11 protein-coding genes are annotated in these 16154 nt (G+C 72.5%); 2 read left to right on the forward strand and 9 right to left on the reverse strand.

Annotated features, from left to right (window positions below; translation table 11 throughout):
* Positions 1 to 28: 28 nt before the first annotated feature.
* Both caldi_RS14350 and caldi_RS14355 read right to left on the reverse strand, forming a co-directional pair.
* Positions 29 to 1429 carry an RNA-guided endonuclease InsQ/TnpB family protein gene (locus tag caldi_RS14350; RefSeq protein ID WP_264842440.1) on the reverse strand — a complete coding sequence of 467 codons (1401 nt, stop codon included), beginning with the start codon at positions 1427 to 1429 and terminating at the stop codon, positions 29 to 31.
* Entirely contained in the window at positions 1401 to 2039 is a 639-nt protein-coding gene (locus caldi_RS14355) for an IS607 family transposase (protein ID WP_264842441.1), read from the reverse strand. Before caldi_RS14355 ends, caldi_RS14350 begins: the two co-directional genes overlap by 29 nt.
* Before the next feature lie 361 nt (positions 2040 to 2400).
* On the opposite strand from caldi_RS14355, the gene caldi_RS14360 reads away from it, so the two are divergent.
* Complete coding sequence (locus tag caldi_RS14360) at positions 2401 to 5865, forward strand: pyruvate carboxylase (RefSeq protein ID WP_264842442.1); 3465 nt, start codon at positions 2401 to 2403, stop codon at positions 5863 to 5865.
* Positions 5866 to 5875: 10 nt separating this feature from the next.
* Here caldi_RS14360 and caldi_RS14365 read toward each other — a convergent pair whose 3' ends face one another.
* From caldi_RS14365 to caldi_RS17680, 7 genes are all read right to left on the reverse strand, one after another.
* Entirely contained in the window at positions 5876 to 7336 is a 1461-nt protein-coding gene (locus caldi_RS14365; protein WP_264842443.1) for an aminotransferase class I/II-fold pyridoxal phosphate-dependent enzyme, read from the reverse strand.
* Between the two features lie 60 nt (positions 7337 to 7396).
* Positions 7397 to 8248 carry a hypothetical protein gene (locus tag caldi_RS14370; protein WP_264842444.1) on the reverse strand — a complete coding sequence of 284 codons (852 nt, stop codon included), beginning with the start codon at positions 8246 to 8248 and terminating at the stop codon, positions 7397 to 7399.
* On the reverse strand, positions 8212 to 9657 hold the full coding sequence (locus caldi_RS14375) for a hypothetical protein (protein WP_264842445.1): 1446 nt from the start codon (positions 9655 to 9657) through the stop codon (positions 8212 to 8214). The genes caldi_RS14370 and caldi_RS14375 overlap by 37 nt, the downstream gene beginning before the upstream one ends.
* Positions 9654 to 11525: a HAMP domain-containing sensor histidine kinase gene (locus caldi_RS14380; protein ID WP_264842446.1), complete on the reverse strand. Its 1872-nt coding sequence runs from the start codon at positions 11523 to 11525 to the stop codon at positions 9654 to 9656. Before caldi_RS14380 ends, caldi_RS14375 begins: the two co-directional genes overlap by 4 nt.
* 36 nt (positions 11526 to 11561) lie before the next feature.
* Complete coding sequence (locus tag caldi_RS14385) at positions 11562 to 12251, reverse strand: response regulator transcription factor (RefSeq protein WP_264842447.1); 690 nt, start codon at positions 12249 to 12251, stop codon at positions 11562 to 11564.
* Positions 12252 to 12637: 386 nt separating this feature from the next.
* The gene (locus tag caldi_RS14390; RefSeq protein WP_264842448.1) at positions 12638 to 13153 is read right to left on the reverse strand and encodes a YpiB family protein; all 516 of its coding nucleotides are present in this window, start codon (positions 13151 to 13153) and stop codon (positions 12638 to 12640) included.
* 227 nt (positions 13154 to 13380) lie between these two features.
* On the reverse strand, positions 13381 to 14760 hold the full coding sequence (locus caldi_RS17680; protein ID WP_319951768.1) for a M23 family metallopeptidase: 1380 nt from the start codon (positions 14758 to 14760) through the stop codon (positions 13381 to 13383).
* Positions 14761 to 15070: 310 nt separating this feature from the next.
* Here caldi_RS17680 and caldi_RS14405 point away from each other — a divergent pair, with 310 nt between their 5' ends.
* Complete coding sequence (locus caldi_RS14405) at positions 15071 to 16090, forward strand: peptidoglycan DD-metalloendopeptidase family protein (protein ID WP_264842449.1); 1020 nt, start codon at positions 15071 to 15073, stop codon at positions 16088 to 16090.
* Positions 16091 to 16154: the final 64 nt, after the last annotated feature.

Consider the following 16154-nt stretch of genomic DNA (forward strand, 5'->3'; position numbering starts at 1 on the left):
TCAACACGCAGGTTTGGGTTTGGAGCTGTCATGCTCCGCATTTGATTTCCTGGCGGCTGGCGGCGTGATCATCCACCCGCCCGCCGGCGGCCCTCGGCATCTCCCGGATGCCTAGGCCGTCGAACCGCCAGGCCCGCCTGGTCCGGACGGCCACATGACCTCCCAGGTGGCCCGAGCAGGGCACCCCAAACTTTGCCAGCACCCGCGCCAGGCCGTTCAGGGCGGCGTTCTCGTCCCGGATGTGGCGCGTCCCGCAGTCTGGGCAGGTCCACTGCCGCACTTCGGGAGGAATCCCGTCCGGCGCCGCGCTGCCGCACGCGCCGCACGTCCGCGTCGTGCCGCGTTCCTCCCAGACGCCGTAGACCTTCCCCGACCGCGCCGCCGTCCACGCCAGGGTCTCCTTGAACCGCCCGATCAGCGACTGGTTGTTCATGGCCCGGCGCATCTTGGTGCTGATTCCGCCGCCGTGCGGCGTGTAGTCCCCCACGAACACCCCGTCGTACTCCCGGTACAGCCGGTTGGCCACCGTGCGCAGGTACACCTTCGTCTGCTCTCGGCGCACCCGCCACAATTCATCCAACACAGCGTTCAGCCTCTGCCACCGCCGGGACGGCCGCCAGGACACCGACCCGCCGGGGCGGACCACCCGGACCGACTTCCGCCGGCACCGGTCCCGCAGCGACTTCACCTCGTCGATCCGCCGGTCCAGCGCCTTCAGGAACCACGGGTTGGCGATCTCCGTCGCCACGCCTTCCGTGTCCACCCCGTACCCCAGGTTCCTGTGGTTCGGGTCGATGGCGATGATCCGGCCTGCGGGCCGCGTGTCCGGAAGCACCCGCTCCACGGTGAAGACGGCATAGTAGATCCTCCCCTCCTTGGTGATGCGAAGCTGCCGCACCATGTCGTGACGGAACCAGTCCGGCGGCGGCTCGGCCAGCCGGACGGTGACGTGGACCCGCCGCCGCCGGCCCGATTCGGGGTCCAGCGACTGTCCCAGGGACAGTTCCAGCATCCGGCCGTGCAGGGCATAGCCCTTCCAGGGCTCGTCGTACAGGAGCGAGAACCATTTCCGCTTCCACGGCCGGAACCGCGGCCAGCGCACCCCACGGACCCGTCGTCCGTGGCGGCCCTTCTGGTGTTCCCGGATCGCCCAGCTCAGCCGCAGGGCCGCGTTCTTCAGCACCGACGAGTGGACCGTCCGAAGGAAGGGGAATTCCTGCTTCAAAGCGGGAATCCGATCCCGCAGGCCCCGCTCGGTGTACAGGACACGCGCCGCATCCGGGTCCCGGGTCTCCCGGAACCGCTGCCGCAGCGCGTTTGCCTCTTCCAGCAGGCGGTTGTAGAGCCAGTTGGCGATCCGGGACTGCCCGTCCAGCACCGCCGCGGTGTGCCCGTCCACTTCAAGCCGCATCTTCAGGGCGGATCGCATCGGCCGCCTCCTTCAGCCGCTGCATGACCTCCCGGTTCTTCCGGCTGCGGCTGCCGTACAGCCGGGCGGAGAAGACCGTGATGATCTCCAGCACGTCCTGCACCAGCTCCTCCTCGAAGGACGCCTCCTCGGACGCGCCCAGGATCACCACCTCCGTGCCGAAGTGCTCGCGCAGGGAGAAGACCAGCTCCGATCCGAAGCGCAGCAGGCGGTCCTTGTGGGTGACCACGAGCCGGCCCACCCGTCCGGTGCAGATCCGGCGGATCCGCTCCCGCAGGCCCCGCTTGTGGCAGTTGAGGCCGGACCCCAGATCCCGGATGACCTCATACCGCCAGCCGTTGGCGGCACAGAAGGCTTCCAGGAGGGCGACCTGGCGGTCCAGGTCGGCCTTCTGATCGTGGCTGGACACGCGGGCGTAGGCGATGGTGATCCGGTCCTGCTGCTGCGGGGCCCGCGGAACCAGGCCGCGCAGCACGGCCAGGTCGTACCGGCGATGCCCGCCCGGCGTCCGTTCCGCCCGGATCTTGCCTGCCGCCTCCCACCGGCGCAGGGTCTCGGCGGAGACACCAAGTTCTCTGGCAGCCTTTCCGATTGAGACCTGCATATCCAAATCCTACATGCTGTGAGTGGATATGTCAAGACATGTTGAGGATTTATGGAGCAGTTATGAGCCCCCCACTTCACGACCTCGCACTCCGCCTCCGAGCAGCCCATCTCCCTTGCGACGGCCTCTGCGAGTTCCGCCAGGTGCTCGCCGTGCCCCCCGGTGTACGTATGCTTGGCATCGATCGCGTTCGACAGCGCCAGGATCATCTGGAGGTACGACTCCTCCATCTCCTGGTGCAGGACTGCCCGCCGGATCGCGTTGCCCGCCATGTCGGCGATGGTGCTCATCAGCCGTTGACAGTCCGCCGGCACGCTGACTATGATGCAGACAACTTGAACATGGCGTCCGGCTGGGAGGTGCGCCTGTGGCCCACCGGCGGGAGTTCCGGCGGGTGCTCGTGGCGAATCGGGGCGAGATCGCGACCCGGATCTTCCAGGCGTGCACGGAACTCGGCAAGCAGACCGTCGCCATCTACAGCGAGGCGGACACCCTGTCCCTGCACCGGTACAAGGCGGACGAGGCGTACCTCGTCGGGGAGGGCCAGTCGCCCGTCGCTGCCTACCTCGACATCGACGGCATCCTGCGGCTCGCGCGCCAGAAGCAGGTGGACGCCATCCACCCGGGTTACGGCTTCCTGGCGGAGAACCCGGTTTTCGCCCGCCGCTGCGAGGAGGCGGGGATCGCCTTCATCGGCCCCGAGCCGCGCCACCTGGAACTCTTCGGCGACAAGGTGGCCGCCCGCCGCCTCGCCCGGGAGGCCGGCCTGCCCGTCGTCCCCGGCACCGACGAGCCCGTGGCGTCGGAGGCGGAAGCGCTCGCCTTCGCCCGGGAGCACGGGTACCCGGTCATCGTCAAGGCGGTGGCCGGGGGCGGCGGCCGGGGGATGCGGGTGGTCCGGGGCGAAGCGGAACTCCTCCTTGCCCTGGAGAGCGCCCGCTCCGAGGCCCGGGCCGCCTTCGGCGACGGCTCGGTGTACCTGGAGCGCCTGGTGCAGAGCCCCCGGCACATCGAGGTGCAGGTCCTGGGGGACCGGTCGGGCCGGGTCATCCACCTGTGGGAGCGGGACTGCTCGGTCCAGCGCCGCCATCAGAAGGTGGTGGAGGTGGCGCCGGCCGTCCGCCTGGACCCCGGGCTCCGGGAGGCCATCTGCCAGGCCGCCGTGGCCCTCATGACCCGGGCGGGGTACGTGAACGCGGGCACCGTGGAGTTCCTCGTCGACCGCGAGGGGCGCTTCTACTTCATCGAGGTCAACCCCCGCATCCAGGTCGAGCACACCATCACCGAGCTGATCCTCGGGGTCGACATCGTCCAGGCGCAGATCCGCCTGGCGGAGGGCTACCTCCTCTCGGAGCTCGGGCCGATCCTGCCCGACCCGGAGCGATTGGTCCCCCGGGGGTACGCCATCCAGTGCCGGGTCACGACGGAGGACCCCGAGAACGCCTTCCTCCCGGACACCGGCCGCATCACGGCCTTCCGCGCCCCCGGCGGGTTCGGCGTGCGCCTCGACGTGGGGGGCGGCCACGCCGGCGCCGAGATCACCCCACACTACGACTCCCTCCTGGTCAAGCTCAGCACCTGGGCCCTCACCTTCGAGCAGGCGGCCCGCAAGATGCACCGGGCGCTGCAGGAGTTCCGGGTGCGCGGGGTCAAGACGAACATCCCCTTCCTGGAGAACGTCGTCACCCACCCCGACTTCCTGGCCGGGCGGGTGGACACCGGGTTCATCGACTCCCACCCCGAACTCCTCCAGTTCCCGCCCCGGCGGGACCGGGGGACCCGGCTCCTGCGCTACATCGCCCACGTGGTGGTGAACGGCTCCGAGGGGGTCCGGCCCGGCACCCGCAAGCCGAACCTCCGTCCCGCACCGGTGCCGCCCCCGGACCCCGACTGGACCCCGCCCCCCACGGCCAAGGCGATCCTGGACCGGGACGGGCCGGAAGCCCTGGCCGGCTGGGTGCGGGCGCAGAAGCGGCTCCTCCTCTGCGACACGACCATGCGGGACGCCCACCAGTCCCTGCTCGCCACGCGGGTGCGCTCCCACGACATCCTCCGCATCGCCGAGGCCACCGGCCGCCTGGCCCCCGACCTCTTCGCGCTGGAGTGCTGGGGCGGCGCCACCTTCGACACGGCGTACCGCTTCCTCAAGGAAGACCCGTGGGAACGCCTGGCGGCCCTTCGCCGCCGGATCCCCCACGTCCTCTTCATGATGCTTCTGCGCGGCCAGAGCGTGGTGGGGTACGGCAGCTACCCCGACAACGTCGTGCGGGCCTTCGTGCGCGAGGCCGCCGCGGCGGGCATCGACATCTTCCGCATCTTCGACAGCCTCAACTACCTGCCGAACATGGAGGTCGCCATCGACGCCGTCCGGGCGGCGAGCAAGGTGGCAGAGGTGGCCCTGTGTTACACCGGCGACATCCTGGACCCGCACCGCACCCGCTACGACCTCCGCTACTACGTGCGGCTGGCGAAGGAGATCGAGCGGGCCGGCGCGCACATGCTGGCCATCAAGGACATGGCCGGGCTCCTCAAGCCCCAGGCGGCCTACCGGCTGGTGAAAGCGCTGAAGGAGGAGGTGGGCCTCCCCGTCCACCTGCACACCCACGACACGGCCGGCGCCGGAGTGGCGGCGGTGCTCAAGGCCGCCGAGGCGGGGGTGGACATCGCCGACGCGGCCCTCGGCGCCATGGCGGGCGGCACGTCCCAGCCGAGCCTGAACGCTGTGGTCGCCGCCCTGGAGGGTACCGACCGGGCCACGGGAATCGACCTGGACCGCCTCCAGGCCCTGTCCGACTACTGGGAGGTCGTGCGGACCTACTACTTCCCGTTCGAGGGCGGCTCGAACGCCCCGAACGCCTCCGTGTACCGCCACCAGGTCCCCGGCGGGCAGTTCACCAACCTGCGGCAGCAGGCCGAGGCGCTGGGGCTCGGGGACCGGTGGCCGGAGGTCGTCCGGGCCTATGCGCAGGTGGACGAACTCCTCGGCGAGCTCATCAAGGTCACCCCGTCCTCGAAGATGGTGGGCGACTTCGCCCTCTTCCTGGTGCAACAGGGCCTGACGCCGGCAGAGCTCGTGCGCCGGGCGCCCGAGCTCGACTTCCCGCAGTCGGTGGTCGACTTCTTCCGCGGCCTCCTGGGCCAGCCCCCGTACGGGTTCCCCGAAGAGCTGCAGCGGGCCGTGCTCCGGGGCGAGGAGCCCATCCGGGGGCGGCCGGGGGCGCTCCTGCCGCCGGCCGACTTCGACGCGGCGCGGGCGGCGCTGGCCGCCCGCACAGGCCGGCCGCCCGCCGAGCGGGAGGTCGTCTCCTACCTCCTCTTCCCCCAGGTCGTGCTCGACTACCTCCGCCACCACGAAGAGTACGGGGACACGTCCGTCCTCGACACCCCCACCTTCCTGTACGGCCTGCGCCACGGCGAGCAGGTGGCGGTGGAGATCGAACCGGGGAAGACCCTCATCATCAAGCTCACCGCCGTGGGCGAGCCCATGCCGGACGGCACCCGGATCGTCTACTTCGAGCTGAACGGGACGCCGCGGGAGGTGCGGATCCGGGACCGGCAGGCGGCCTCGGCCCTGCCGGTGCGCCCCCGGGCCGAGCGGGGCAACCCCCGCCACGTGGGCGCCTCGATGCCGGGCAAGATTCTCAAGGTGCTGGTCGAGCCCGGCGACGAGGTGCGGAAGGGCGAGCAGCTGGTCGTGATCGAGGCGATGAAGATGGAGACCGTCATCACCTCGCCGGCCGACGGGCGCGTGGAGGCCGTGCTCGTGCACCCCGGCGAGGCCGTGGAGGCCGGCGACCTGCTCATCCGGCTGGCAGGCGGCGCCGGAACCTGATCGCCCGGCGTCAGCCCCGGCGGACCACGCGGATCTCGCGCAGCGTCTCGTCCTCCGGCCCCTGCACGGGGTACCCGGCCGCCAGGTGGTCGAGGATGTAGGCGATGTTGCCGGAGGTGATGATCTCCCCCGGGGCCAGGATCGGGATGCCGGGCGGGTAGACCATCACGAACTCGGCGGAGATCCGGCCCTCCGACTCGGCCAGGGGCACCGCCTCGCTGGGGGCGTAGAACGCCTCCCGGGGCGTCATGACGAGCTCGGGTAGCTCGGGCAGACGGACCCGCACGTGGTTGGCCGGGCGGCGGCGGTAGTGGCGCTCGGCGATCGCCCGCAGCGCGTCCACCAGGGCCCGGATCTCGAACTCGGTATCGCCAATCGACACCACGCAGAGGATGTTGTAGAGGTCGCTCAGCTCGATCTCGATGTTGAACTCCTCACGGAGGGTCTGCTCGACCTCCGCGCCCGTCACACCCAGCTCCTTCACGGAGATGCAGAGCTTGGTGGGGTCGTAGTCGAACCGGGCCGAGGTGAGGCCGATCGCATCGGGCCCCAGGCAGTACAGCCCCGGGATGCGGCCGATCTCCGCCCGGGCCTGGTCGGCCAGGGCGATGGCCCGGCTGAGGAGGTCCCGCCCCCGGGTCGCCAGGTGCTTGCGGGCGACGTCCAGGGAGGCGAGGAGCAGGTAGGACGTGCTCGTCGTGTGGAGAAGCGAGAGCACCGCCTGCACCCGGGAGGCCGTGACGAGCCCTTCCCGCACGTTCAGGACCGAGGCCTGCGTCAGCGCCCCGCCGAGCTTGTGGACGCTGGTCGCCGACATGTCGGCGCCCGCCTGCATGGCCGACAGCGGCAGCCGCTCGTGGAAGTGCACGTGCACGCCGTGGGCCTCGTCGACCAGCACCGGGACCCCGTGGGCGTGGGCGACCTCGACGATCGACTTGAGGTCGGCCGCCACCCCGTAGTACGTGGGGTTGATCACCAGCACGGCGCGGGCGTCCGGGTGGGCGGCGAGCGTGTCGCGCACGGTCTCGACGCTCACCCCGTGGGCGATGCCGAGGCGCGTGTCGAGGTCCGGCGCCATGTAGACCGGCCGGGCGCCGGTCAGGAGGATCGCGCTCATCACGCTCTTGTGGACGTTGCGGGGGACCAGGATCTTCTCCCCCGGCCCCACGGTGGCCATGATCATGGCCATGATCGCGCCGCTCGTGCCCTGCACGGAGAAGAAGGTCGCGTCGGCCCCGAAGGCCTCGGCGGCGATAGCCTGGGCCTCCTTGATGATCCCGTGCGGGTTGTGGAGGTCGTCCAGCGGGGCGATGTTGATCAGGTCGATGCTCAGGGCGTTCTCGCCGATGAACCGGCGGAACTCCGGCGCCATCCCGGCCCCCTTCTTGTGGCCGGGGATGTGGAACTGGATCGGGTTTCTCGCCGCGTGGGCGAGGAGCCCCGTGAAGAGCGGCGTGTCGAACTGATTCAACCCATCGTGCCCCCTGAGCACGGAAGTGTACCAGAACGGGAACGGGGACACCATCCCGATCTAACTTGCGGCTTCTTGCGCCGTCATCAGCTCACCGGTGAACGCGTTGACGTAGTACGCGTCTCCCCCATCGGTGAGGACCCGCCACACCGCGACGGCATCCCAGGCCCGCGCGCCGGGGGGCCGCGGCGCGTAGTACCCGAGCCGCACGTCCGTGAAGGTGACGGTGCCGTCCGCGCCCCGACCGGCGCTGCCGGCGGCGAGCTGCCCGGCGAGGCGCAGGAGTGCCTCCGTCGGGGCGATCACGCCCTTGGGGTCGCCCCGGAGGTCGTCCAGGCCGGGCAGGAACGCCCGGGCCTCAACGACCCCCGCCGGGCCGACGGACACCCGGACCCAGCCCGAGTACACCGGAAAGCCGGAGCGGAGCGGCACGAACTCGACCTCGGCGAGCCCGGGTTCCGGCGTCCGGACCCGAGAGGGGGCCAGGTCGACGAACGAGGCCAGGCCGGTCGCCCGCAGGAACGCCTCGGCGGCCTCCCGGGCTCCCCGGTCGCCGGGGCGCGGTGCCCTCCCCCACGGCAGGGCGGGCCGGTAGACCACCACGCCGCCCGCCTCCGCCCGGGCCGTGCCCGGCCCCGGGCTGGCAAGGCGGGCAGCCACGGCCTCGACCGACCGCGGGTCCGGCGGGCTCAGGCGCAGGAGCGGGCGGACCGGCGGATGCGCCTCGAGGCGGGCGGTCAGGCGGAAGCCCTGTTCCGCCAGGCGGGCACGCACCTCGGAGAGCTGGAGCGACGCCAGGCCGGGGTCGGCCCCGGGCTGACGCCGGCCCGAGGCCCACAGGCGCACCCCGAGGAGCAGGTTCACCAGCGTGAAGGTCACGAGGAGGATCGCCCGGGCCCGCGGCCAGTCCACAGGACCACCTCCCCCGTGCGGGCGTCCACCCACACCTGGCGCCCGCTGCCGAAATCGGCCACCCAGACCGGCACGGTGGCCCCGACCGGGTCTCCGGTCCGCCACTCGTGGAGGCCGAAGGCGAAGAGGCGCGGCTGCGGGTCGGCCAGTGCCGCCCGGACAGCTGCCAGGGCGGCCTCGGGGCCGATCAGGTGCTCTTCGTCCCCGACCTCACGCACGATGAGCTCCGGCGCCCGGAAGAAGGACACCACCGTGCCCCCCGCCACGCGCGCCTCCAGGAGCGGCGTACGGCTCACGGTGGGCAGCACCGGCCCGGGGATGGTGAACACGAGGCGGGTGACCTCCTCGCCGGCACTGAACGAGGACAGCCGGGCGCCGGCCGGCCACAGCCCCCGCGGGGTGGCGAAGGCGCGCACCGCCTCCAGGGCACGGGCGGGATCGCGCGGGCCGCGCGCGTCCTCCTGGCGGGGCGCCGTGTACTCGAGGGCCCCGCTGCGGTACAGCCGGAGGGCGCGCCCGCCGTCCGTGTACACCGTGGCGTCGGTTTCCTGGATCTCCTGGACCACCGAGGGATCGGGGAAAAGCCGGGGAAGCAGGTCCGCCGGATCGGGCCGCCGGGCCTCGTAGCGCCGGCGGAGCAGGTAAGGCGGCTCGACCGGCACCAGCACCCAGGGGTCGGCGGCCAGGGGCACCTCGCCGACGGAGCGCTCCTCGGGGGCCCTGCCGGGGCCGGGCCGCCCGGCGTCGCGGGCGGGAGAGCGGGGCGGGGTCACGGGCAGCGGCCGGTAGGCCGGGTAGCTGCCCGCTCCCGCTGCCTGCACCAGCGGCTCCAGCACGTCGCCGGCCCGCGGACCGAGCGGGAAGCGGAGCGCGCCCCCGGACCCGACCAGGTAGACGGCTCCGGCCTCGCCGAGGGTCACGGCCACGCGCTGCACCGGAGTGTCCCAGGCGTCGGACACCCCGCGCACGAACCCGAGCCCGGGTGACCCGCCCTGCACGAGGAACTGAGCCCACGCCGAGGCGGGCAGCTCGACGGGCAGGTCGGCTCCGGCGAAGCCCTCCGCCGGGTCGGTCTCCACCTGAAGGGGGTCGACGGGCTCCGGAAAGGGCGAGCGGTCCAGGGTGCGCGCGGTCGCCTCCCGCAGCGCCTCCCACAGGCGGTCGAAGAGAGGCACCTGCGGGCCGAGCACGGCGTAGCTGCCCCCGGGCGCGTGCGCCCAGACGCGGGTCGGGGCCAGGAGGTCCGGCTCGCTGCCGGGCGGCGGGGGCGGGGCGACCCGGGCCCGCTCGGCCAGGAGCGGAGCCCGGGCGGAGGCCGAAGCCGCCAGGACGGTCAGCGCCACGCTCAGCGCCACCTCGGCGGCCAGGAGGAGGCTCAGCAGGCGCTCCTTCCACACCCGGGCGCTCATCCGGCGGTCGCCCCCCGTTCGGTCTCCGCCGGGCCTTCCTCGTCGGCCGCCTCCTCGGCCACCGGCAGGAGGACGGTGACCTCCGTGCCCTTGCCCACCTCGGAGGCGATGCGGATGTCGCCGCCGAGGGCTTCGACGATCTGCTTGGCGATCGCCAGCCCGAGTCCGGTGCCGCCCAGGGTCCGGGCCCGCGCCTTGTCGACCCGGTAGAAGCGCTCGAAGATGCGGGGCAGGTCCTCGGCCGGTATGCCGATGCCGGTGTCCTTGACGGTCAGCCGCACGTAGGAGCCCGGGCTGCCCGGAGCGCCGCCAGGGTCCGGCCCCGCCCACAGGCGGATGCTTCCGCCCTCCGGGGTGAACTCGACCGCGTTGGCGACGATGTTCAGCACCACCTGCTCGAGCCGGTCCCGGTCGGCCAGGCACAGGGGAAGGTCGGGCGCCCACTCCCACTCGACGGCCAGGCGCCGCCGCGACCAGGCGGGGCTCAGCCGGGCCAGCACCCCCTCGACGAGCTCCGGCAGGCTGACCGGCTGCAGGTCCAGCTGCAGCGTCCCCTGGTCGAGCTGGCTCAGCTGCAGGAGGTCCCGTACGAGCCGGACCATGCGGTCCGTCTCGGCCTCGACCACCCCGAGGAACCGGGTGCGCAGCTCCGGGTCCTCCGCGGCCCCGTCCAGGAGGGTCTCCACGTAGCTCTTGACCGTGGTGAGCGGGGTCTTCAGCTCGTGCGAGACGTTGGCCACGAAGTCCCGGCGCATCTGGTCCAGGCGCTGCAGCTCCGTGATGTCGTGCAGGACCAGCACGGCGCCGGCCGGGGCGTCCCCCTCGCCCCGCAGGGGGGTGGCCTCCGCGACGAGCACGGGGCCGCGCTCGCCCTGCGGGCGCAGCTCGAGGCTGCCCGACTCACCCTGCGTGCGGGCGCGCTCGAGGAGCTCGGCGACCGGGGAGTCCGGCCACGCCTCGGCCGGGCGGAGGCCGGTGAGCGTGCCCGGGTCGGCGCCCAGGAGGCGGGCGGCGGCGGGGTTCACCTTGATGATCCGGCCCTCCCGGTCCAGGGCGACGAGGCCGTCGGCCATGTAGGCCAGGATGGTCTCGAGCTTCTGGCGCTCGCCGGAGATCTCGGCGAGCGTCTCCTTCAGGCGCCCGGCCAGGAAGTTGAAGGTCTCGGCGAGGCGGCCGACCTCGTCCCCGGAACGGACGGGGATCGACTGGTCGAACTGGCCCTGGGCCATCGCGGTGGCCTTCGCGGTGAGCTCCCGCACCGGCCCGGTGATGGTGCGGGCGAGCGCGGTGCCGAGGACGGCGGACACGGCCAGGGCGATGCCCGTCGCAACCAGGACCAGGCGCCGGATGTTGCGCAGGACCTCGTCGCTGCGCTCGAGCGAGCCCTTGAGGTAGACGACCCCGACCACCCGGCCGCCGCTGAAGAGCGGCGTGGCCCGCACCATGGTGCGCTCGCCCGTCTCGGGGTCGCGCGCCACCAGCTCCCCCACCGATCCACCCAGGGCGTGGGAGATCTCATCGGTCTGGAGGCGCTGCCCCACCAGCGCCGCCTGCCGGCGCGAGGCGCCGAGCACCTCGCCGTCGGAGCCGAGGATCGCCACGGAGATGCCCGTCTCGGCGGGCCAGTTCGCGACGAGGTTGGCGATCGCCTGCCGGTCCGGCCCCACCCCGCCCGCCGGCGCCAGGTGGGCGATCGCCATGCCGCCCAGCAGCTGCGCCTGGGCGCTCAGCGTGGTGCGGAAGGAGTTGAGGTAGTACGACTCCAGGGAGCCCAGCAGGAACACGCCCGTGAGCTCCATCGCCACGAGCACCAGCAGGAGGTACGCCAGCACGAGGCGCGCCTGCAGCGACCGGAACAAACGGGACATGGGTGCACCCCCCGGCGTGGGGGCGGGCGGTACCCGTCAGAAGCGCTGGAAGTAGTACCCCACCCCGCGCCGGGTCCGGATGTACGCCGGCTGGGCGGGGTTCGGCTCGATCTTCTCGCGCAGGCGGCGCACGGTCACGTCGACCGTCCGCACGTCGCCGAAGTAGTCGTAACCCCACACCTGGCGCAGGAGGGCCTCCCGGGTGAAGACCTGGCCCGGGTGGGTGGCGAGGAACCGGAGCAGGTCGAACTCCCGGGGGCTCAGCTCGATCCGCTTGTCCCCCCGCCAGACCTCGTAGCTCTGCAGGTCGATCGTGAGGTCACCGCCCCGGATCACGGCCGGCTGCTGCCCGCCGGCCTGCGGCTGGGTGCGCCGCAGCACGGCACGGACCCGGGCGAGCAGCTCGCGGGGGCTGAACGGCTTCGTGACGTAGTCGTCCGCCCCCAGCTCGAGCCCCACGACCTTGTCGATCTCGGCCTCCTTGGCCGTCAGCATGAGGATGGGTACCGAGCTGAACGAGCGCACCTCGCGGCAGACCTGGAACCCGTCCATCCCCGGCAGCATGATGTCGAGGATGATCAGGTCCGGGGCCAGGCGTCGCGCCTTGTCGAGGGCCTCGGGCCCGCCCGTGGCCACCTCCACCTCGTAGCCCTCGCGCTCGAGGTTGAATCGGAGGATGTCGGCGATGGGGCGCTCGTCCTCCACGACCAGGATCCGCTGCGGCATCCGGAAACCCCCCCGGTCCTTCCCGGTTCGATTCCCCGGCGGCGGCCCGGTCTCCTGCCGGCGCGCGCCGCCCTCCGGCGCGCGCGATGTGGGCCTCGAGGCCGGCCATGCTCGGGCGGCACACCGCCCGCAGCCGCACCGGGCGACCGTTCACGGCCGGACGGGGACCCCCGTCTCGCCCGCCCGCCGGCGGCCAGGCGTGGTGGCGTGCATGCCGGCACCTCAAAAAAAGACGCCCACGCTTTCGTGGGCGGAGGGCGTGGCCTGGGCCGGCCACCTTGATCAGAGGGGGTCCATCAGAGCGAAGTGTCCCGTCGGTTCCGATGGTACCGCACGTACGTTACAGACCGGTGACAGGGGCCTGAGCGTTTCGTTACAACCGCTCTTCAGTGCCAGCTGGACTCCAGCCGGCGGAGCTCGCCGCTCCAGTGCAGGAAGCTGTCCTGGTCACCCTGGTCGAGCGCCCGGTCGATCCGCGCCAGGATGTCCTGGCGGCGGTTCACCCGCGCGATCTCCTCGGCGAAAACCTCCTCGCGCCAGCGCGCCAGCATCTCCAGGAACTCCTGCCGCTCCGGGGACCAGGGCGGCGCGCCCGTCTCCAGGCACACGCAAAGGGGCTGGGGCACGAAGCGCATCAGGTCCACCACGGCCTGAGACGTCTTGAAGAAGTACCGGTCCCCCCGGCGGTAGAAGAAGGGCCAGCCGCCCGAGCCCTTGGCGGACACCAGGATCGCGTTCGCGCAGCCTTCCAGGTCCGACACGATCTCGAGCTTGCGGAGGATCTCCTCCTTGGCCAGCAGGAACTGGAGGAACCCGCGCGCCTCGGGGAGCTTCGGCTGGTACTCGGCCAGGAAGGAGCGGATCACATCCGCCTTGCTCCGGGCTTCCCTCGACTTTTCCACACTGCCCCCTCCTTTGCACGGGCCTGTTGGGGGTCAGGCGAAAGGACGGTTCGGGGCGCCTTCTGTTTTACAGACTTCGTCAAACACTCTGGAGCTCCTGCAGCGAGTTCTTGGCAGCGGCGCCGGCCGGGAGAGCGAAAGCCCGCCGCCGGGGCGGGCTTCACGGACACCGGGATTGCGGCCGGGATCCCAGATTCTGGACACCGCGGCGGGCCGGGGCGCCGGAGTCACGGGTAGAAGTCGAGGGGGTTGGCAGGCCGTCCTTCCAGGCGGACCTCGAAGTGCAGATGCGGCCCGGTGCTCCGGCCGGTGCTGCCCACCTGGCCGATCACCTGTCCCCGCTCGACGGTCTCCCCCACCCTGACGGCGGCCGAGGACAGGTGCGCGTACACGGTCACGATGTTCCCCCCGCCGTGGTCGACCCGCACCGTCAGCCCGTACCCGGCGTCCCAGCCGACGAAGGTGACGGTGCCGGCGTCGGCCGCGTGCACGGGCGTCCCCTTCGGCGCCGCGATGTCGATGCCCGGGTGCCAGTCCCGGCGGCGGTAGCCGAACCCGGATGTAATTTGCCCGTTCACGGGGAAGCACAGCTTGCCGGTTCCGAGCTTGGGGGCCTGGCGGGTGCCCCGGGCGACCCGCGCCGGCCGGGGCTCGGCCAGGAGCCGGGTGGAGACGATCTCGCGGCGCACCACCTGACCGTCACGCCGCTCCACCCGCGCGGTGACCTCGCGCCGCCCCGGCCGCCCGGGCTCGATGACGCGGCTCTCCCACGGCCACAGGTCGGGGTCCTTCACGACGTGCTCGGGGAACGGGATCTCCTCTTCGTAGACCTGGGTCTCCGTGCTCTCGATGTGGATGTAGGGCTCTCGGACGGTCAGGCTGATCTGCTGGCCGGGCTGGAGGCGGTCCGGGTCGATCTCCGGGTTGGCTGTCACCAGATCGTCCACGGACACGCCCCGGGTCCGGGCGATGTCCCACAGCGTGTCGCCGCGGCTGACGGTGTAGAAGATCTTCCGGTCGGTGCCGAAGCGCAGCACCTCGGCCGCCTGCTCGGGGGTGCGCACCGCGCTGGCGGGGACCCACCGCTCCACGAAGCCGATCGAGCCGACGATCCGGACCTGGTCCACGCGCGACGCCTCGCGCAGCACCCGCTGCAGGTAGTCGTCCCGGATGGTGGCGAGCACGCGTTCGGCGTCCTCCCGGGTCCGGACGGGCACCACCTCACGCCCGTCGACGGTCAGCATCCAGGCCTTCGTCACGTCCGGCACGAAGGCCCGCAGGGCGGCCGCCAGGCCGGCGGAGTCGAGCACCGGCGTCGAGGCCGGCGCCGCTTCCGCCTCCGTGCGAAGGCGCGGGCGGGGGTCGACCGGCGCGCGCCCCTCCGGGGGAATCCCGGCCAGGAGAGCCGAAACGGCCTCGTCGACCACGGTCCGGTCGGCGACGTACCCGACCGGTTCGCCGCCGTACTCCACCCGGATGAGGGAGCGGGTCGGGGGAGGCGACGGCTCAGCGGACGGCGCCCCGCGCGCCAGGGACAGGCCCCAGGCGGCAAGGGCCAGGGCGGCCGCGGCAGCGGTCGCCCCCAGCACGGCGGGCCGGGGTTTCACAGGCACACCTCCGGCACGGGCACGAGGTTGGCGCAGGCAGTATTCGCCTGCCGAAGTGGTTTATCCTGCTACCGTACAGGTCTATACGGAAGTGCCTCCGCATCCCGCCCGTCCCCTCCGGCGGTGCGCCGCCCGTCCGGCCCTGGAGAGGGCCGGCATCCTTTACTTTGCCCTCCAGGCCCGCTGGCTTAAACTTCCAGGACCTTGAAGGTGACTCGCCAACCGACAACCGCATACCGGTACACAGCAGTCGGCGCCTGTGCTATACTACTGGACGTGTTGACGTTTGTCACGTAGGAGAGATGCCGCCTTGGACCGCGCGCAGCCCCTCCAACGCCCGACCGGACGGCCGGTCTTCTACGCCGCCGGGGTCGTCCTGGTGGCGGGGGCACTGGCCCTGACCTCCGGCCGCGGCGTACCGGAAGGGCTGCGCGCGTCCCCGCCCGCCGCGCCCGGCGCCCCCGCCGCGGCCGCCGACGGGCGTCCGTCCCTTGCCGCCGGGTGGCTGGATTGGCTGGCCGCCGGGCCGGACGGGCAGGCTGCCGAGGTCCCGGCGCGGTTCCCGGGTCGACCGGGGCGTGCCGGGGACGAGGCGGAGGCGGCCCCTCCGCCGCGGCTCCTGACGTACACCGTCCGGCCGGGCGACACCCTCTGGGACCTGGCGCGGCGGTTCGGCACCGACACCGACACGCTGCTCGCCGCCAACCCGAACCTGGCGTCGGAACGGATCCAGCCCGGACAGGAGCTCCGGGTCATCGCCCACGTCTCCAGGGCGGTGCACAAGGTCCAGCGCGGCGAGACCCTCGCGGGGATCGCCCGCCAGTACGGGGTCCCCGCGGACAAGGTGGCCGCCGCCAACGGGCTCGACGTCCAGAGCGCCATCGTCCCCGGGCAGGAGCTGATCATCCCCGGCGCCCGGCCCCGGATCCAGCTCGCCAGCCGCGGCGAGGTCCGCGGGGCGGGCGGCGGCTGGATCTGGCCCGTCCGGGGGCGGCTCACCTCGGGCTTCGGCCCCCGCTGGGGCTCGGTGCACCCCGGGATCGACATCGGGGCGCCGGCCGGCACGACCGCCGTCGCCGCCCGGGCGGGGCGGGTGGTCGAGGCCGGGTGGGACGGCGGGTACGGCCTCAGCGTCGTGATCGACCACGGCGGCGGGGTGAAGTCCCGGTACGGCCACGCCTCCGCCCTCCTCGTGCGGGCCGGGCAGCAGGTCGAGCAGGGGCAGCCCATCCTCAAGGTCGGGTCGACGGGGTTTTCCACCGGCCCGCACCTGCACTTCGAGATCATCGTGGGCGGCCGGCAGGTGGACCCGCGCAAGTACCTGCCCTGACCAGGTCGGAGACGGAACGGCAGGAAAAACCCGGCAGAACGTCGAACTTGTAGGCGAAAGCTCC

The sequence above is a fragment of the Caldinitratiruptor microaerophilus genome, from assembly GCF_025999835.1.
GTDB lineage: Bacteria > Bacillota > Sulfobacillia > Symbiobacteriales > ZC4RG38 > Caldinitratiruptor > Caldinitratiruptor microaerophilus.